Here is a 17,857-nt window from a genome sequence, read left to right as displayed (position 1 = left end):
ATAAGGAGAAAGCTTTGTTTGATACGACACGGATTATTAGCGGGGTGGTTTTAGCAGCTGGGGTGATTTTGATCTTGCTCATTAATGAACTAGCCCTTAATTTTGTAGTCTTTGCACTTTTATTTTACCTTGCTTTTAACGAAGGTAAAGCACTTTTTAAAGAACAAAGTGCGAATGTTTGGCTTGGCTTACTTGTCTTTGTGATAGGAAGCGTGCTTAAAGAGCCTTTGCTTGTAGGCGCGTTGTTTTTTATACTTGTGGTGGGATTTTTGGTGTATAAAAAAGAGAAAAATTTACAGCAAAGTTTGATTTATCTTTATCCGACTCTGCCTATCTTAGCACTTTGGCAGTTGTATTTAGAGCATGGCGTGTTTGCTTTGTTTTGGCTTATTTTTATCGTAGCAGTGTGCGATAGTAGCGCGTATTTTGTCGGTAAAATGATAGGTAGCACACCTTTTTCACCAACAAGCCCAAATAAAACAAGAGAAGGCGTCATCGGTGGTTTGGTGTTTGCAACCATTTTTGGCACGCTTATTGGACTTTTTGGATATAGCTTTTTGCTTAGTCTTGCTGTTTCTTTTTTAAGTGCTGTTTTTGCAGTAATTGGGGACTTGTTAGAAAGCTATTTTAAACGCAAAGCAAAGATTAAAGATAGTGGCAATCTCATACCCGGACATGGTGGAATTTTAGATAGGATTGATGCTTTAATCATCGCTGCTTTTGTCATGGTTGCTCTTTTATGATCCTTTTTGGAAGCACTGGTAGTATAGGGCAAAATGTGCTTTTTTTAGCCAAAAAGCACAAGATCAAGATCAATGCTCTTGCATGTGGGGAAAATATCAAGCTCTTTAAAAAACAAATTGCTGAGTTTAAGCCAGAATTTATTTGCATTAAAAACAAACAAGACAGGCACGAGCTTGATTTTAATCCCAAAAAAATTTTTTACGCCCAAGAAGGCTTAGAGCAGATTTTAAATATCAGTAATTCTAAGCTTGTAGTAAATGCCATAGTGGGTTTTGCGGGACTTCGTGCAAGCATACAAGCAAGCAAATTAAAAAAAACTCTTGCTCTTGCAAATAAAGAAAGTCTTGTTGTAGCTGGGAAATTTTTTAAGCATACAAAAATCAAACCCATAGACAGCGAACACGCCGCGCTAAAATGTTTGCTTAAAGGACAAAAAAACATAGAAAAGCTTTATATCACCGCAAGCGGAGGAGCTTTTTTTAAGCATAAGATTGAAGAGCTGAGTCAAGTCAGTGCAAAAGAAGCCTTAAAGCACCCAAATTGGAGCATGGGAGCAAAGATCACTATAGATAGTGCAACTATGGCAAATAAACTATTTGAGATCATTGAAGCTTACCATCTTTTTGGCTTTAAAAACCTTGATGCGATTATAGAGCCAAAGTCCTTAGCTCATGCTATTTGTGAATTTAAAGATGGTGGGGCTAGCGTATATTTTTCAAAAGCAGATATGAAACTAGCTATCTCTCAAGCCATACTGAAAAAAAAGAATCAAAAAATTTTACAATCACTAGACTTTGTTAAGCTTGCTAGTTTAAAATTCCACCATATAAATTTGAAAAAATATCCCATTTTTTCGCTCAAAAAAGCTTTGCTTGAAAATGTGGATTTAGGTGTGATTATAAACGCTGCAAATGAAGTTTTGGTGAGAAAGTTTTTAAACAATGAATGTAAATTTTTAGATATTGCTAGTGGCATATTTAAAGCACTTGATCGCTTTGAAAATCCTTATATAAAGGATATAGAAGAGGTTTTTGAGCTGGATAAAAAAGTAAGGGAATTTATAAAGGTGCGAGTATGAAAAAACTGATTGTGTTATTACTAAGCTTTGCATTAAGTTTTGCTTTAGAATTTAGCGTAAGCGAGAATGGCAAAAGTCTTGATGATAATAATACCATTTTAATTTTTGGTGGCATACAAGGCGATGAGCCGGGTGGCTTTCATGCAGCAAGCTTGCTGATAAGTGATTATAATATCACAAAGGGCAAAATCATCGTTGCGCCAAATTTAGCTTTTGATAGCATTATCAAAAGAAGCAGAGGTGCCAAGGGGGATTTAAACCGCAAATTTGCAAAGCTTAAGCCAAATGATCCAGATTATGAAACCGTGCAACGCATCAAAGAGTTGATCTTACGCCCTGAAGTAGGTATGGTAATCAATCTTCATGATGGATGGGGCTTTTATCGTCCTGAGTATATCAATGCCGAGCAAAATCCTAAAAGATGGGGCAACTCAAGCGTGATTGATACAAGCGAGATTAACGCAAGCAGATATGGCGAGCTTGAAAAAATCGCTCAAAGCACCGTTGAAAGCGTAAATTCCTCGCTCATTGATCCAAAACACCAATACTTCCTTAAAAATACTAGAACAGAAGAGCTTGATGATACTGAGATGCTTAAGGCTTTAACTTATTTTGTAATCTCAAACAACAAGGCTGCTTTTGCGAATGAAGCGAGTAAAAATCTGCCGGTAAATTTAAGAACTTATTATCATTTAGTGGCGATTGAGCATTATTTAAAAACAGCTGGCATAGAATTTCAAAGGAGCTTTGAACTCAGTCCTGAGGGCGTAAAAAAAGTTATCAACAAAGAACTCTTGCTTAAACTTTTCCGCAAAAAAATTCTCCTTGAGCTTGATAAACCAAGAAGCGTGATTAACTACCTGCCTTTTCCACTCTATAGAGAACTTGATTATGAAACAAGCAACGAGCTTACTGCTGTTATTGCTGAACAAAACTCATTTTATATCCAGTATGGCAACCGCTTTCAAAGCAGGATATACCCTGAATACTTCGAATTTAGCGATGCTTTTAATGAATTTCAAATTCTTATAGATGGAGAAAACAAAATCATTCCTTTTGCAAGCAAGATCAAAGTCAAAAAAGAATTTATGATCCCACGCATTAACAAGGTGCGTGTCAATATCATAGGACTTGATATGGGGCGCGATGAAAGTGGTATTGTTGTCACTAAAAACAAGATGATTCCAAGATATTCGCTTGATACAGCTGGCAAGGTTTTTCGTATAGAATTTTATGAGTTGCGTTACGCTAATCTCTTAAATCAAGTGACTAATCTTCCATCAAATAAAATCATCAAAAACGCTCCGATGCCAAGCGAAGCAGTATATAAACAAGCTCTAAAAAAAGACAAATTTCTTGGCTCTATACTTGTTGAGTTTGAATGAAAAACCTCATCTTAGCTATAGAAAGTTCTTGTGATGATAGCTCGCTTGCCATCATCAACAAGGACGACTTAAGCTGTGTTTTTGAAAAAAAAATCTCTCAAGAATTGCAGCACTGCCGGTATGGAGGCGTCGTGCCAGAACTTGCCGCGCGTCTTCATACTGCTGCTTTACCACAAATTCTAGAGCAAGCCAAATCCTTTTTAAATAGGCTTTGTGCCATAGCTGTTACAAGTGAGCCGGGTTTGAGCGTGAGTTTGATTGGTGGTATTAGCATGGCTAAAACCTTGGCTTTAAGCTTAAATTTACCCCTTTTGGCGATCAATCACCTTGCAGGGCATATTTACTCGCTGTTTTTAGATGAAAAAGCAAGCTTTGATATGGGTGTTTTGCTTGTTAGCGGCGGGCATACTATGGTGCTTTTTATCGATAAACAAGGCAGAGTTAATGAGCTGGCTAAAACGCTTGATGATAGCTTTGGAGAAAGTTTTGATAAGGTTGCTAAGATGATGGGACTAGGCTATCCGGGCGGAAATGCGATCGAAAGACTTGCCCTAAAAGCCACAGAAAAAAAACTCTGTTTTAATATCCCTTTAAAGCACAGCAAAGACTTAAACTATAGCTTTTCTGGACTTAAAAACGCTGTAAGACTTGAGCTTTTAAAACACGAAAAAGTTGATGAAAACACAAAAAGTGAAATAGCCTTTGCCTTTCAAAACGCAGCCATTACTCATATACTTGATAAACTTGAAAAAATATTTTTCCTTCATCGCTTTAAAAGTTTTGGTGTTGTGGGTGGAGCAAGTGCGAATTTAAGTCTAAGATCAAGACTTGAAGCACTTTGCAAAAAATATGATTGCACGCTCAAGCTTGCCCCGCTTAGTCATTGCTCTGATAATGCTTTAATGATCGCAAGAGCAGCATGTGAGAAATTTAAAAAACAAGAATTTACAAGTATAAAAATGGATATTTTACGCACAAGAAGCGAAAATTTAGGCTGTATTTGAAACAAATTAGGTATAATGCTTTAAAAAGGAAAAAGCGTGAAAAAAGCCTTTAGCGTCCTTGAGCTTATCTTTGTCATCATCATACTTGGCATTTTAGCCGCCATAGCCCTACCGCGTCTTAGTTCAAGTAAAGACGAAGCAGAAATAAGCAAAGCAATAAGCAATCTTAAAACCTTAGTCAGTGATTTTAGCTCCTACGCTCTTAAAAACGACGCTCTAGCCTCAACGCATTTGATGAGTAATGTTAGCAATATAGAAAATGTCGATCTGAGTAATTTTAACGGCACAAGAATCGTAAATTTTAGCGTTGCTGGGGCAAATGATTGTATAGAGCTTGTCTTTATCAACTCAAGCCACACCCTCATCTTTGGCTTTGCATCAAATGCAAATATCAAAACCTTGATCACAAACCTAGCCGCAGCTGAAAATTCCCTAAAAGCAAACCCAAACGATACAAACGCTAAAAATGCCTACACAACAGCTCAAAACGCGCTTTTAAACGCTGATTTCACAAGTCAAAGTCAAAGCAAAGCCTGCGTTGCCTTAAGCACACAAAATGCTTTTAAAAGCCTAGCTAGCAAAACTTATACACTTTTGGGGAATTAAATTCTAAGACAACTATAAAGAAAGCCCAAGTGTTGTTTTATGAGTTTATTTTTATAAAATTAGAGTTTTTATTCTTAGCGTAAATAAGTTGTGCTCCTAGATATAACAATTTATTAGGAGCATTTTTAATATTTTAGCCCAGCTGTTTAAAGATTTATTGATAAAATTCTCTTATTTTCTCGCAGATGTATTGTATCTCATCATCTTTAAGCTGCACGGCTGAAGGCAACCAAAGTCCTTTTTCACCTACTAAATTTGATACTTCATATTCGCCTTTTACTTGATAAGCGATTTGTTTGTTGATAGGACCATACATAAGCCTTGTGCCTATATTGTTCTGTTTTAAAAACTCGATAAGCCCTTTACGATCTTCACACAATATATCATAAAACCAAGGAGTAGTGTATTGCAAATCCTGATCAAAAATTTGTACCTGAGAAATACCATCAAGCCCTTTTTTATAAAGTCCATAAAGTTCTTTTTTGCGTTTTATTCGCAAAGAAAGTTTCTTCATTTGCTCTATACCTACACAAGCTTGAAGTTCTGTAAATTTAAAATTATAACCTATACTATCGTGAAAATCATTGCCTCCTTGACTTCGTCCAAAATCCTTAAGTTTGCGTAAGTTTGAAGCGATTTTATCATCATTTGTGATCAAAGCTCCACCTTGTCCTGTAGAAATGATCTTAGGTGCAGAAAAAGAAAAGCTACCCACAAGCCCTTTTGTGCCGATATGCTTACCATTTGGATAAAAACTTCCCAAACTTTGAGCCGCGTCTTCGATTAAAATAAGCCCATTTTCCTTACATAAATTTTTAAAAGCTTCGATTCCAGCTTTTGGAGAGCGTCCATTTGCACTTACAAGCATTATGGCTTTTGTCTTGGCTGTGATAGCTTTTCTAGCTTTTTGTATATCCATACAAAGTGTTTCACGCTCAACATCAACAAATATAGGCTTAGCACCAAACATTTTTACAGAATTTGGTGTTGCTATCATGGCATAGTTTGGCACAAGCACTTCATCATCTGCTTTTATACCTACGCTAAGAGCAGCTAAGGTAAGGCTTATGGTGCCATTATTTACAACTATACAATGCTTTGCTCCTGTAAACTCAGCTATCATTTGCTCAAATTTTTCCGTCCTTTTAAACTCGGTTAAAAAGCCATCTTCGTCCATATATTCACATAAAGCCTTCTTTTCCTCAGCACCAAAAAGTGGTCTCATTTGCATAATGAAATCCATTTATTCTCCTTTAGATTTGATTAGTTTTTGATATGATTTAAAATCACTCACAAAATATTTTTCCTTCCCAATAAAATAAAACTTTAATAGCTCACACTTACACCTCAGCTATAGCTAAAGTATGTAGAAATTCCTTCTCAAATTTAAGTAAATTTTTACTTCTTTGCTTTATCTTTTTAGCCGGAATCCCTGCATAAATTCCAAAAGGTTCAGTTGATACCTTCATCATGCTCATAGCACCAACACTCGTGCCTTGTTCCAAAACAACTCTGGGTAAAATAAGCACCCCTGAACCCACAAGGCAATGGTTTTTTAAAACTATACTGCCCCTTTGAGTATTTTTCAAATGTGCTGGCACATCAGCACTGACCAAGCTTTGCCCTGAATAATCATCGCTTTCACAGAGCAAGCGCGAATACGAACCGATATTCACAAAATTGCCTATTTCAATACCCAAATTTGAAGCATTCAAAAAACAATATGAAGCAATATGTACATAATCTCCAATTTTTATATCTCCACTTAATATACAAAAGCTTCCTATTCTTACATTTGAACCAATGCTTATCTTTTCTGGACGATAAATAGGTGTAAGTCTATCGATAAGCACATTTTCACCCAAACTTTTAAAATTCATCGCTTCAAGTTCTTCGCGTGAAAAAAACATAGAATTTATATTCATTTTTTCTCCTTTTTGTTCTGAAATTCTTTTTTGATCCTAAATATATCATTTACAGCAATTTTTTATATTCTCCTCTGTGAAAGTAAATTAAATTTTACATCTTTTGATAATTTTAGACGATGCGTTAAAGCTCACTTAGACTGGCAACTTAACGCTTTTTTGCCTGCTTTTAACTCGTCATAATCAACACTAGTATAGATTATTTTAAAGATGAATTATGGCGCATTGCTTGATATCAACACAAGAAGCCTGTATATTTTCACTCACTTTCTATCCTTCTTCTATCAAGATCAGCACCTACATAAGGACCATTTTTGATTTCAACTACTTTTGTGCCATCTTCAAGTATATCATAGCCATGTCCGCCTCTTAGCATGATAAGTATATCTCCGGCTTGAGCGATAAATTCTTCTAAAAACTGGGCATTTGTATTATATACACGCACTTTTATGCTACCTTTTTTGATAAAAAGAACCTCTTGCGTCCAATACACCTTGCGCTCTACTTCATTATGAATATGAGCTAAGAGTTTTTTGCCTTTATTATAGCCCCAAGTACCAACTTGAATAAACTCTTCATCTTGTGAAAAGAAATTTAATCCCTCGATACAATCTTCTTCCTTGATATGTCTTGCTAAGACTATATCTTTTTCTTTAATTTCTCTCATTTATTCTCCTTTTTTGCTGAATTTAAACTTTGTAAGTCCCTGTTTGAGAGTATGGGTTTTTGATTATTTAAGTCCCAATCAATGCCTATACGATTATCATCATAAGCAAGTGAAAATTGATCTGGTGCATCAAAATATTCACCTTCATAGGCGAGCTTGTAATGATATAAAGCCTCTTTACTTTTAACATAATAAGCATTTCCCATATGTGGTGGTATGAGTATGAATTTTTGCTCATTTTGGTTGATAATAAATTTCTCATATTGTAAATAGCTAGGACTTTCTTTTCTACAATCAACCACAACTTGCAAAATTTCTCCATACACACAACTTACAAATTTGTAAGATTTAGTATCTCCGTGTATGCCGCGTAAAACATTTTGCCTTGAAAGAGAAAATTTATCATGCTTAAAGAAAAGCCCTTTTGGTAGAAGCTTGTCTATCTCATCTTTTAAAAATGAAGTGTAGATATTGCCACGAAGATCGCTAGAAATATTTGGTGTGATGATATATACACCTTGAAGCTTGGTGCTTTGTTTAATATTAAATTCTATAGCCATTAAGCAGCCTCCACAAAGGAAGGCTGTAAAGACTGAGAAGCTTTTAAATCAAACGCCCCCCCCCATGAGCTAGTTTATACCATTCATATATATTTTTAATGCCTTGCTCTAACTTTGTTGTGGCACCCCAGCCCAAATTCTTTAGCTTTGATACATCACTAAGCTTTCTCATCGTGCCATCTGGCTTTAAAGTATTAAAAATGAGTTTGCCTTTAAAGCCAATTATGTTTTGTATAAGTTCTGCGAGTTCTTTTATACTGATGTCTTTTCCTGCGCCTATGTTTAGGTGTGTATTTTTGATTTCCTTTGAGTTTTTGTTTGATAAGTCTTTAAAATCAATATTTTGCATGATGAAAATACAAGCCTCGGCCATATCATCAACATATAAAAATTCCCTTCTTGGCTTGCCACTACCCCAAATTTCAACACTTTTTTCACTCACTCCAAAGTTAGCCAGATACGCTCTAGCTTCATCAATACTCTTTATTTTAAGATTATTTAATACAAGCTCATTTTTGCCCTCATCAAGCAATTTCGCAAGATAGATTTTTCTTAATAAAGCCGGTAAAACATGAGAGCTTTTTAAATCAAAATTATCATTTATACCATATAAATTCGTAGGCATAACGCTTAAGAAATTTGTGCCGTATTGGAGATTATAGCTTTCACATAGTTTAAGTCCGGCTATTTTAGCTATAGCATAAGGTTCGTTTGTGTATTCAAGTTCTGAACTAAGAAGGCTTTCTTCGCTAATTGGCTGAGGGGCATTTTTAGGATAAATGCAAGTTGAACCTAAAAAGAGTAGTTTTTTGACTTTATTTTTATATGCTTGATGAATGACATTGTTTTGAATTTGTAAATTTTCATAGATAAAATCAGCTCTAAAAGTGTTATTGGCTTCTATACCACCAACTTTTGCTGCAGCTAAAAAGACATACTCAGGCTTTGTTTTTTCAAAAAACTCAGCCACTGCTTTTTGATCGCACAAATTAAGCTCAGCATGTGTTTTAGTGATTAAATTAACAAAGCCTTGAGCCTGTAAAGCTCTAAGCAAGGCTGAACCCACAAGCCCTTTATGCCCAGCGATAAAAATTTTACTTTCTTTACGCATAGAACAATCCTTTCTTGAAAGAAAGGTTGTTTATAGGGCTGTCTTTTAAAGGACTTAGAAGTTTATATCTTAATGCCCCCCCCCCTCTATGAGTAAGCTTGTTTAAAGTTTTATAAAGCAAATCGATTTGAGCTTTGATATTGACTTGATGATTGCCTACAAAAAAGCCATTTGTATGTAAAAGCTTGGCATTTTTAAGCTCACCAAAAAGCTCATAATCAAAGTATTTTATCACCTCATTTTGGGTAAAATCCCCTGTTACTATAGGACGCACTTCTATATTTGCCTCTTTAAAGGCTTTAATCACTTCTTCTCTTGTGATCTTACTTTGAGGCTTGATGATGAAAGAAAAGCCAAACCAAGAACTTAAGCCTATTTCTTGCTGGATGATAAAATCCTTATCATCTTTAAAAAGCTCTACAAAATAACTTGCATTTTCACGGCGATTTTTTAAAAACAAAGGTAGCTTTTTAAGCTGTTGTATGCCTATGGCTCCACTCATTTCAACTGGACGCACATTATATCCGGGCAAAACAAATTTAAAGGCTTCTTCAAAATAATCATCACTTTTTGTTCCGCTTACTAAATTATGCTTTGGCAAATTCCTTGTCCAGCCATGTGCTCTTAAAGAAAGCAAGATATGGTAAAGTTCTTCATCATCACTTACTACAAAACCACCCTCCATAGTCGCCATATGATGAGAATAAAAAGTAGAAAAAGTCCCCATAATGCCAAAAGTTCCAGCCTGCTTACCCTTATACTCAGCACCCATAGACTCGCAATTATCCTCAAGCAAGATAATATCTTTGCCCTCAATCATAGCCTTAATCGCATCAAAATCATTTGCATTACCCAGTAAATTCACACACATTATCATCTTTGTTTTATCATTAATTGCCTCTTTTAAAGCCAAAAGATCATAATTTAGCGTATATAAATCAATATCTACAAATTTAAGTTTAAGTCCGTATTGATAAAGCGGATAATAAGTCGTGCTCCAAGAAACAGCTGGCACTATAACCTCATCGCCTCTTTTAAGTTTTGGTGTTTTGGTGTAAAATAAAGCCGCAGTGGCGATTAAGTTTGCTGTTGAGCCTGAGCTTGTCATCACAGCATATTTTGAGCCAACGAATTTAGCAAAATCTTTTTCAAATTTAGCCACTTTTTTACCCATAGTAAAAATATCACTATCAATGACTTCTTGTATAGCCTCAAGCTCTTTTTCATCCCAAGTTGAGCTAGCAAGAGCATATCCTTGCATTTGTTTTTCTCCTTTTAAATAATACTCATAAGTTTTTGCTATGCCTTCTTCAAGTGAGGTTTTAGGTTCAAAATCAAAGGCTTTTAAGCGGGTATTATCGATGAGTTTTTGTTTCATTCCGCTTGGCTTACTTAAATCATGCTTAAATTTACCCTTAAAACCAAGCACCTTTGCTACTGCTTCATAATACTCATTTATAGTATAGTCTTTTCCTATGCCCACATTTAAATTCTGTGGTAACTCCTCAAAACGTTCAAGAGCCTCAAAAACAAAATCTGCCAAATCCTCAGCATACATAAACTCACGTCTAGCACTACCATCGCCCCAAATTTCAAGCTCTTTTAAGCCTTTAATCTTAGCTAGATGAACTTTAGCGATAATGGCTGGGATAAGATGAGCATTAAGGCTGTCAAATTTATCAAATTTGCCATATAAGTTACAAGGGATAAGGCTTTTATATAAAAAATTTGTATCTTGGCTGATATACTCACAAAGCCTTACACAAAGAATTTTTGCTAGAGCATAGCCCTCATTTGTAGGTTCTAGCTCGCCACTTAAGATTAACTCTTCTTTAAGAGGATTGCCAGCATTTCTTGGATACATACAAGAACTTGCTAAATTGAGTAAATTTTTAATACCTTTTTGATGAGCGCCGTTGATTAAATTCAAGCCCATATAAGCATTTTGACTTAAAAAAGAGCTTGGATTTTTGATATTTGCCATGATGCCCCCAACAAGTCCTGCACAATGAATAACACAATCAATGCTATGTTCTTGCAAGAAAGCATTAATACTTTCTTGAGATAAAAGATCAAGTTCTTTACTGCTTGGAGCAAGTATATTATAAAGCTTTGCTTTTGTATGAGTGATGATATTTTGTCCCACCATACCACTTGCACCGGTGATGAGCAAGGTTTTTTTATTTTTCATTGCTTCTTACTCAAAATACCGCATAATCTTGTATCCACCTTCTTTAAGATACATATCTTTACTCATAAGCTTTAAATCACTACTCATCATATCATTTACCAAATCTTGTAAATCATACTCCCTGCTCCAGCCAAGCTCGGTTTGAGCCTTGCGTGGATCACCTAAAAGCAAATCCACCTCACTTGGGCGAAAATACCTCTTATCCACACAAACTAATTCTTGATTTAAACTCAAATGTGTATAATCAAGCCCCAAAGCCTTAGCCCTATCTTCATCTATACTAGCGATAAAGCCCACTTCATCAACGCCCTTGCCCTTAAACTCAAGTTTTAAACCAAGATAAGCAAAGGCTAAACGCACAAAATCCCTTACCTCAGTAGTTTCTCCTGTAGCGATAACAAAATCATCAGCCTTTTCATGCTGCAAGATAAGCCACATAGCCTTTACATAGTCTTTTGCATGCCCCCAGTCTCTTTTGGCTGAGAGATTGCCAAGATAGAGTTTATCTTGTAAATTTAAGGCTATTTTTGCTGCAGCTCTTGTAATCTTTCTTGTAACAAAGGTTTCACCCCTTATAGGACTTTCATGGTTAAACAAAATTCCATTGCTTGCAAACACCCCATACGCTTCTCTATAATTTACGCTAATCCAATACGCATAAAGTTTAGCACAAGCATAAGGAGAGCGAGGATAAAAAGGTGTTTTCTCACTTTGAGGCACACCTTGAACTAGTCCATAAAGCTCAGAAGTTGAAGCTTGATAAATGCGTGTTTTATCAACAAGTCCTAAAAATCGCACCGCATCAAGTATGCGTAAGGTACCTATGCCATCAGCATTTGCTGTGTATTCTGGGGTATCAAAGCTCACATGCACATGGCTCATAGCAGCAAGATTATAAATTTCATCTGGTTTTATCTCAGCTATAATGCGAGTAAGATTCATACTATCAGTCATATCCCCATAATGTAGGTAAAAATTATTGCTTTTATTGTGCTGATCTTCAAAAAGATGATCTATCCTATCGGTGTTAAAAAGTGAGCTACGACGTTTTATGCCGTGCACTTCATAGCCTTTTGAGAGTAAAAACTCACTCAAATACGCCCCATCTTGTCCTGTAACACCTGTGATTAAGGCTTTTTTCATTTATATTCTCCTTTATTTAATACTGCACTCATTGGCGTTTAAAATCATCATCAATTCGCACTATATCATCTTCTCCTGTGTATTCTCCTACTTGAGCTTCGATCAAGATGACTGGAATTTTACCTTCATTGCTTAGCCTGTGCTTTTGTCCCATTTTGATATATATGCTTTCATTTGGACGCACAAGGCTTAATGTGCCTTCTATCTCAACGCTTGCTGTGCCACTTACGACTATCCAATGCTCATTGCGGTGAAAATGCTTTTGCAAAGAAAGCCTTTTACCCGGTTTTACCTCTATGCGTTTAAGTTTATAGCCCTTTTCATCTTCAAGCACAGTATAAGTTCCCCAAGGGCGATGTGCTGTAAGATGAATTTTACAAATCTCTCCTTGATCTTTGAGCTTAGAAACTAAATTTTTAACATTTTGGGACTTGCTTTTAGGGCAGATCATTAAGGCATCTTCTGTGTCTATGATGATGAGATTTTCTAAATTTGTAGTGGCAATGAGCTTTTTTGAATTTGAACAAAATATGAGATTGTTTTTACTTTCAAGCATAAGAGTTTGAGCCTTTATAGCATTGTTATGCTCATCTTTGTCAAACTCATCATAAAGCGCATCAAAACTGCCTACATCACTCCATTGTATATCGCTTTGAACCATTTTGACTTTATTTGATTTTTCCATCAAAGCATAATCAATGCTTAGCTCAGGTATGTTTAACATATACTCTCTTTTAATCCTAAGCAAGGCTTTTTCTTCATAAGCGTTTTCATAAGCTTTTTTACAAGCCTTAAGTATATCAGGGGCAAATTCACTCATCTGTTCTAAGAAGAAACCAGCCTTAAAGACAAACATACCACTATTCCAGAAAAAATTTCCCTTTGTAAGATAAGCTTGAGCAGTATTTAAATCAGGCTTTTCATGAAAGGCAAGCACTTCTTCGCCCTTTGCTTCTATATAACCATAACCTGTTTCAGCATAATTTGGCTTGATACCAAAGGTAACTAAAAAATTGTGTTGTGCTAATTCACAAGCTCTAGTAAGCACTTTTTCATAGGCTTTTAAGTCTTTTATCAAATGATCGCTTGGGCTAACCAGACACAACTCATCTTTATCTAAAGCTAAGGTGGCTAAGGTGATCGCTGCAGCTGTATTTTTAGCTAAGGGCTCAAGCAAAAAAGAAAAGCTATCTTGTAAAATCTTGCCTTGATTTTGCAAATTTTCACATTGATCAAGAGCTAAAAAATACTGCTGTTCATTTGAAACAATAAGGCTTTGAGAGCAAAAAGAGGCATTTCTTTGAAGGCAAAGCTCAAATAAAGAATTCTCATCAAAAAGCCTCAAAAACTGCTTAGGCATAAGCTCTCTTGAAAGAGGCCAAAGCCTAGTGCCACTACCACCGCATAAAAGTATATTTGTCATTAAAAATCTTTATTTTTTGTTAAGAAATTGTATTATACTTAAAAAATGTAAAAATTTTAGTATTTTAAAGCAAATATCAAACTCCAATCATTAGACCATTATTTTTTTATTTGTAGAAAATGCCTGTATTTTCATTTTATTTACAAAAATATTGTTTTGATCTTGATTTTTAGTTTGTTATTATTTTCGTTCTCACACCCTGCCTATATCGTAAAGCTGGATGATGCCTACGATTTTGCCTTTTTTTGATACTGGGATTTCTTTGATTTTGTGCTTTATCATGAGCTCTTCAGCTTCTGTTGCCATAGCATTTGCATCTATTGTTTTTGGGTTTTTACTCATAATTTCTTTAGCTAAAAAATCAAATCTTGGCTTATCATTTGCCTTTAAAGCCCTTCTTAAGTCCCCATCTGTGATGATACCTACGAGCTTTTCATCTTCTAAAACTATGCAAAGTCCTAATTTTCCACTTGTCATTACATCAACAAGTTCATTAAAATTCGTTTCTGGGCTGACTATAGGGAGTTTTTTCACCATCAAATCCCCTACTTTTGTGAGTAATTTTCGCCCCAAACTTCCGCCCGGATGAAACAAGGCAAAATCATCTGGTTTGAATTTCCTCTCTTTCATCAAAGCAGCAGCGATTGCATCGCCCATAGCAAGCGTGGCTGTAGTGCTACTCATAGGGGCAAGTTGCAAAGGACATGCTTCTTTTTTGACATAAATATCTAAAAAAATATCAGCTTGCTTGGCTAAGGTTGATTTAGCCACGCCACACATTGCAATGAGTGGAATTTGACGTCTTTTCACTGCTGGTATAAGCTTTAAAATCTCTTCTGTTTCGCCTGAATTTGAGATCGCTAAAAGCAAATCTTCACTTGTAAGCATTCCAAGATCGCCATGCAAAGCTTCGGCTGGGTGCATAAAAAAGCTTGGTGTGCCGGTGCTTGCTAGGGTTGCGGCGATTTTTGCTCCTATATGCCCTGATTTACCCATACCACTGATAACACAACGCCCTTTGATTGTTAGGATTAATTCTATAGCTTTTACAAATTTCTCATCAAGCCTTAAAGCCAAATCTTGTAGGGTTTTAGCTTCGATCTCAAAGACTTCTTTAGCGATATTTAAGATAGCATTTTCCATCATTTTTCCTCATCATAAATTCAGCACAACATTAGTCGCAATGGCGATTTGATATAAAATTTGAGTAAGCATACTGACAACTTGAAGATTTTGACTATCAACTTTTGGTAGGACAAGTATGCTATCTCCGGGCTTTATGCTCGTGCCTGAGCCAAAAAAGCTTGCGGTGTATTTTTCAGCCTTACCGCTTGAGCGTATGACAAGAACTCTTGATTTATCAGCCCTTTGACTAAAATCACCGGCAAGTTGTATGTAATAACGCATTTTTTCATTATTCATATACACAAAAGCTCCGGGCAAAGCAACTTCACCTTGAACTAAAACAAGATTATTTTTGCTTGGAACGACGATGAGATCATCTTCTTCAAGGACTATACTTTTATAAGCTCTTGCATCATCGATGATGATTTGTCCTTTTGGCTCTACTTGTTTTGCTCTTTGGATAAACTCAAGTATAGTTTTTGCTTGGGTTGCACGCACAGCTGCTATATCAGCATTAACCGCAGGAGCTGTTAAGGCTAGTGTTTCAAGCTCTTTAAGTTGGGCTTCTATGAGCTTTTTTTGTGTCAGCGCAACGCTTTTTCGAAACACTTGCACGGAGTTAATATCTGATTGGGCGTTTGTGATGATACTTCGAACTACTTCTTCAAGCGTAGTGCCTTTTCTTACTACCACAGAATGAAGTCCGTTATGTTCGCCTTCTATCCTCACACTCACGCTTTGAGCGGTATAATCAGGACGAAATTCCACCACATCGGCAGTATTTAACTTTACATTTGCAAAGTCTTTTTTTGTATAGGATTTTACTTCTAAAGCATGATTGGCTGCGTAGCTTTTAACGATAGCATTTGTAACGATAGGCTTTGCTCCAGCAGCTATGGCTAAATCTTGCAGGGTAAGTATATCATTTTTAAGCTCAAAGCGAAAGGGTTTTTGCACATCTCCGCTTGCAAAAGCGTATTTTTGCACGCTATCTACAAACACGACATCGCCCGTCCTAAAAGCAAATAAGCTCATCTTGCCCTTAAGCAAAAAATCATACAAATCAAGCTCTTCCACAAGTTTATCATCTCTTAAAATGCGTATATTTCGAAAACTTCCATAGTCTAAATTTATGCCATTTGCTTTATCAAGGTATTGGATTATCGAGTCTGAACTGAGCCCTTGATAAAGTCCGGGCGCATTGACATTTCCTGTTACAAAAACGCTCACGCTTTGATAAGCATTCATATCTGCATACACAAAGACATTATTTTTATAAATTTTACTTACGCTAGCTTGAATAACTTTGAGCAAATCAGCATTTCTTACGCCCAAAACCTTAATCGCTCCAACTTGAGGCACGAAAATATTACCTTGAGAATCCACAACTAAATTGCGTTCAAACTCAACCGCACCCCAAATTTTAAGGCTAATTTGATCGCCAACAGCGATTTTATAGTCTGGATTATACACATGCTGGGTATTTTTGCTGAAATTTCCACCAAATAAATGCGAGCCAAAGACTTGAATGACTGGAGCTTGAATGAAATTTGATTGTGCTGAGACATTGTTTTCAAAAGTGGTATTTGAGCTAGTGTTTAAATCATTTGCTAAAACGCTTGTGCTTGTCGTTCCAGCAATTTGTGATATATCAACAGCCAAGACTAATAGTGGAAAAATGAGGCTTATTATAATCTTTTTCATTAGTATTTATGCTCCTCTATAATCGTTTTTATAAGCTTTGCTACCCCAAAAACAAGGCTTAAGATCACAAAAATCGTGATGATATTATACAGCTTTTTAGGATACATCGCACTTTGTGGAGTGGTGGGATTTTGAATGATGACAAGTTGTTTGATCTTTCGTATAGCTTCTATCCTTGTTGTTTCAAATGCTTTTAAAGCCGCTGTATAGGCACTTTCAGCAAAACCAGCTTCAATAGTAAGTTTTTGAAAATCAGCAGCTAAATCATTGAGCTTTGATGCGTTTGAACTTGAAGCAATGCGTGATTTTTCAATCTCAAGCTGTTGTTTTAACGCGCTAATCTCAGCTTTTAAGGTGCTTAACTGGGGAGCATTTTCGTTGATATAGCTTTGCATGGCTAAAAGTTTGGCTTCTTTTTCAGCGATATTGCCTTCCATTTGGGCGATAAAGCTTGCTCTTGATTCAGCTTCTTTTAAAGGATCAAACACACCATGTTCGTTTTGAAAAGCTGTGAGTGCATCAGCACTTTGTTGATATTTAATCTTGTATTTTATCAACTCTTCTTCAGCAAAAGCAAGCTGCTCTCTTGCACCTTTGTGTGAAACCTCATTCACAAAACGCTCGCTTTCATCAAGTATGCTTTGAGCGATAAGATGGGCTTGTTCTGGAGTAAAACCCTCAACTTGTAAGACGAGTAAGCCGTTATTATCCGTGATTTTTACCCGAGCTTGATAAAATTTCAAAAAACTTTCTTGATCGGCTGAGGAACTAAGAGAAAAGAAAGGATCGAGCTTTTGAGCTTCATAAAATTTGCGAATACCTATCTTTTGATCTAAAATTTGAAGCATATCCAAAGACAAAATATAAGTCTTAAGATAAGTAATATCTTCATTTGAAGTTGCCCCGCTTGCACCAAGTAAAGTTGTTAAGCCACTTAAAGAAGCTGAGCTTGAATCAGAATTTGTAGAACGCACGCTTATCACACTTTCGCTCACATAACGATTAGCTGCGATAAAATAATAATACCCCAAAATAAAAGCCATCAAAACAAGCACGACTTTATAAGTATCAAGCAAAAGAAAGCTTTTAAGCTTTTGTGAGAAAGAATTTTCTTGAATGGTTCTAAAGGTTTTTGCTGAATTAAATTGCTTCAATTTAGCAAGCACTTCTTTGTTTTTGATACGAGCGATG

At 36.0% G+C, this 17,857-nt stretch carries 16 protein-coding genes and 1 pseudogene; 5 read left to right on the top strand and 12 right to left on the bottom strand.

Going from position 1 to position 17,857, the window contains the following annotated elements:
* The first annotated feature begins 14 nt into the window (after positions 1-14).
* Genes CQA38_RS00605 through CQA38_RS00585 form a run of 5 tightly spaced genes read left to right on the top strand, consistent with a single transcriptional unit; the run spans position 15 to position 4,817 of the window.
* The gene (locus tag CQA38_RS00605) at positions 15-743 is read left to right on the top strand and encodes a phosphatidate cytidylyltransferase (RefSeq protein WP_137632071.1); all 729 of its coding nucleotides are present in this window, start codon (positions 15-17) and stop codon (positions 741-743) included.
* The gene (dxr, locus tag CQA38_RS00600) at positions 740-1,822 is read left to right on the top strand and encodes a 1-deoxy-D-xylulose-5-phosphate reductoisomerase (RefSeq protein ID WP_137632070.1); all 1,083 of its coding nucleotides are present in this window, start codon (positions 740-742) and stop codon (positions 1,820-1,822) included. Before CQA38_RS00605 ends, dxr begins: the two co-directional genes overlap by 4 nt.
* Positions 1,819-3,207, top strand: a complete 1,389-nt coding sequence (locus CQA38_RS00595; protein ID WP_137632069.1) for a M99 family carboxypeptidase catalytic domain-containing protein — start codon at positions 1,819-1,821, stop codon at positions 3,205-3,207. Before dxr ends, CQA38_RS00595 begins: the two co-directional genes overlap by 4 nt.
* Positions 3,204-4,211 carry a tRNA (adenosine(37)-N6)-threonylcarbamoyltransferase complex transferase subunit TsaD gene (tsaD, locus tag CQA38_RS00590; RefSeq protein WP_137632068.1) on the top strand — a complete coding sequence of 336 codons (1,008 nt, stop codon included), beginning with the start codon at positions 3,204-3,206 and terminating at the stop codon, positions 4,209-4,211. The genes CQA38_RS00595 and tsaD overlap by 4 nt, the downstream gene beginning before the upstream one ends.
* 36 nt (positions 4,212-4,247) lie before the next feature.
* A complete protein-coding gene (locus CQA38_RS00585) occupies positions 4,248-4,817 on the top strand; it encodes a prepilin-type N-terminal cleavage/methylation domain-containing protein (RefSeq protein WP_137632067.1) in 570 nt (189 codons plus the stop codon).
* Between the two features lie 154 nt (positions 4,818-4,971).
* On the opposite strand, the gene CQA38_RS00580 is transcribed toward CQA38_RS00585, so the two are convergent.
* The 12 genes and pseudogenes from CQA38_RS00580 to CQA38_RS00530 all read right to left on the bottom strand — a co-directional run bounded on the left by CQA38_RS00580 (position 4,972) and on the right by CQA38_RS00530 (position 17,784).
* Positions 4,972-6,060 (bottom strand): DegT/DnrJ/EryC1/StrS aminotransferase family protein, encoded by a 1,089-nt coding sequence (locus CQA38_RS00580; RefSeq protein WP_212741801.1) that lies wholly within the window; start codon positions 6,058-6,060, stop codon positions 4,972-4,974.
* Positions 6,061-6,157: 97 nt separating this feature from the next.
* Positions 6,158-6,742 carry an acyltransferase gene (locus CQA38_RS00575; protein WP_249355135.1) on the bottom strand — a complete coding sequence of 195 codons (585 nt, stop codon included), beginning with the start codon at positions 6,740-6,742 and terminating at the stop codon, positions 6,158-6,160.
* 259 nt (positions 6,743-7,001) lie between these two features.
* Positions 7,002-7,409, bottom strand: a complete 408-nt coding sequence (locus CQA38_RS00570; RefSeq protein ID WP_137632066.1) for a hypothetical protein — start codon at positions 7,407-7,409, stop codon at positions 7,002-7,004.
* A complete protein-coding gene (locus CQA38_RS00565; RefSeq protein WP_137632065.1) occupies positions 7,406-7,969 on the bottom strand; it encodes a dTDP-4-dehydrorhamnose 3,5-epimerase family protein in 564 nt (187 codons plus the stop codon). The genes CQA38_RS00570 and CQA38_RS00565 overlap by 4 nt, the downstream gene beginning before the upstream one ends.
* Before the next feature lie 43 nt (positions 7,970-8,012).
* Complete coding sequence (locus CQA38_RS00560; protein ID WP_137632064.1) at positions 8,013-9,080, bottom strand: GDP-L-fucose synthase; 1,068 nt, start codon at positions 9,078-9,080, stop codon at positions 8,013-8,015.
* Positions 9,073-10,341, bottom strand: a complete 1,269-nt coding sequence (locus CQA38_RS09290; RefSeq protein WP_212741803.1) for a DegT/DnrJ/EryC1/StrS family aminotransferase — start codon at positions 10,339-10,341, stop codon at positions 9,073-9,075. The genes CQA38_RS00560 and CQA38_RS09290 overlap by 8 nt, the downstream gene beginning before the upstream one ends.
* A 12-nt stretch (positions 10,342-10,353) precedes the next feature.
* Positions 10,354-11,271, bottom strand: a pseudogene (locus tag CQA38_RS09285) (GDP-L-fucose synthase); the annotation flags it as partial.
* A gap of 6 nt (positions 11,272-11,277) precedes the next feature.
* Complete coding sequence (gmd, locus tag CQA38_RS00550; RefSeq protein ID WP_137632062.1) at positions 11,278-12,414, bottom strand: GDP-mannose 4,6-dehydratase; 1,137 nt, start codon at positions 12,412-12,414, stop codon at positions 11,278-11,280.
* Between the two features lie 28 nt (positions 12,415-12,442).
* Positions 12,443-13,837: a mannose-1-phosphate guanylyltransferase/mannose-6-phosphate isomerase gene (locus tag CQA38_RS00545; protein ID WP_137632061.1), complete on the bottom strand. Its 1,395-nt coding sequence runs from the start codon at positions 13,835-13,837 to the stop codon at positions 12,443-12,445.
* Positions 13,838-14,029: 192 nt separating this feature from the next.
* A complete protein-coding gene (locus tag CQA38_RS00540; RefSeq protein ID WP_137632060.1) occupies positions 14,030-14,980 on the bottom strand; it encodes a KpsF/GutQ family sugar-phosphate isomerase in 951 nt (316 codons plus the stop codon).
* Between the two features lie 12 nt (positions 14,981-14,992).
* The gene (locus CQA38_RS00535) at positions 14,993-16,666 is read right to left on the bottom strand and encodes a polysaccharide biosynthesis/export family protein (RefSeq protein ID WP_137632059.1); all 1,674 of its coding nucleotides are present in this window, start codon (positions 16,664-16,666) and stop codon (positions 14,993-14,995) included.
* Positions 16,666-17,784, bottom strand: coding sequence for a capsule biosynthesis protein (locus CQA38_RS00530; RefSeq protein WP_137632293.1), 1,119 nt, complete (start codon positions 17,782-17,784; stop codon positions 16,666-16,668). The genes CQA38_RS00535 and CQA38_RS00530 overlap by 1 nt, the downstream gene beginning before the upstream one ends.
* Positions 17,785-17,857 lie beyond the last annotated feature (73 nt).

This window comes from Campylobacter sp. MIT 12-5580 (assembly GCF_005406235.1).
In the GTDB taxonomy this organism is placed as follows: domain Bacteria; phylum Campylobacterota; class Campylobacteria; order Campylobacterales; family Campylobacteraceae; genus Campylobacter_D.
This window is presented reverse-complemented; position numbering and strand designations above follow the sequence as displayed.

Excerpts from the sequence above, each read along its gene's own strand:
- gmd (WP_137632062.1), bottom strand. The coding sequence starts at position 12,414 with ATGAAAAAAGCCTTAATCACAGGTGTTACAGGACAAGATGGGGCGTAT.
- CQA38_RS00565 (WP_137632065.1), bottom strand. The coding sequence starts at position 7,969 with ATGGCTATAGAATTTAATATTAAACAAAGCACCAAGCTTCAAGGTGTA.
- tsaD (WP_137632068.1), top strand. The coding sequence starts at position 3,204 with ATGAAAAACCTCATCTTAGCTATAGAAAGTTCTTGTGATGATAGCTCG.
- CQA38_RS00535 (WP_137632059.1), bottom strand. The coding sequence starts at position 16,666 with ATGAAAAAGATTATAATAAGCCTCATTTTTCCACTATTAGTCTTGGCT.
- CQA38_RS09290 (WP_212741803.1), bottom strand. The coding sequence starts at position 10,341 with ATGCAAGGATATGCTCTTGCTAGCTCAACTTGGGATGAAAAAGAGCTT.
- CQA38_RS00595 (WP_137632069.1), top strand. The coding sequence starts at position 1,819 with ATGAAAAAACTGATTGTGTTATTACTAAGCTTTGCATTAAGTTTTGCT.
- CQA38_RS00545 (WP_137632061.1), bottom strand. The coding sequence starts at position 13,837 with ATGACAAATATACTTTTATGCGGTGGTAGTGGCACTAGGCTTTGGCCT.
- dxr (WP_137632070.1), top strand. The coding sequence starts at position 740 with ATGATCCTTTTTGGAAGCACTGGTAGTATAGGGCAAAATGTGCTTTTT.
- CQA38_RS00580 (WP_212741801.1), bottom strand. The coding sequence starts at position 6,060 with ATGGATTTCATTATGCAAATGAGACCACTTTTTGGTGCTGAGGAAAAG.
- CQA38_RS00570 (WP_137632066.1), bottom strand. The coding sequence starts at position 7,409 with ATGAGAGAAATTAAAGAAAAAGATATAGTCTTAGCAAGACATATCAAG.
- CQA38_RS00560 (WP_137632064.1), bottom strand. The coding sequence starts at position 9,080 with ATGCGTAAAGAAAGTAAAATTTTTATCGCTGGGCATAAAGGGCTTGTG.
- CQA38_RS00540 (WP_137632060.1), bottom strand. The coding sequence starts at position 14,980 with ATGGAAAATGCTATCTTAAATATCGCTAAAGAAGTCTTTGAGATCGAA.
- CQA38_RS00575 (WP_249355135.1), bottom strand. The coding sequence starts at position 6,742 with ATGAATATAAATTCTATGTTTTTTTCACGCGAAGAACTTGAAGCGATG.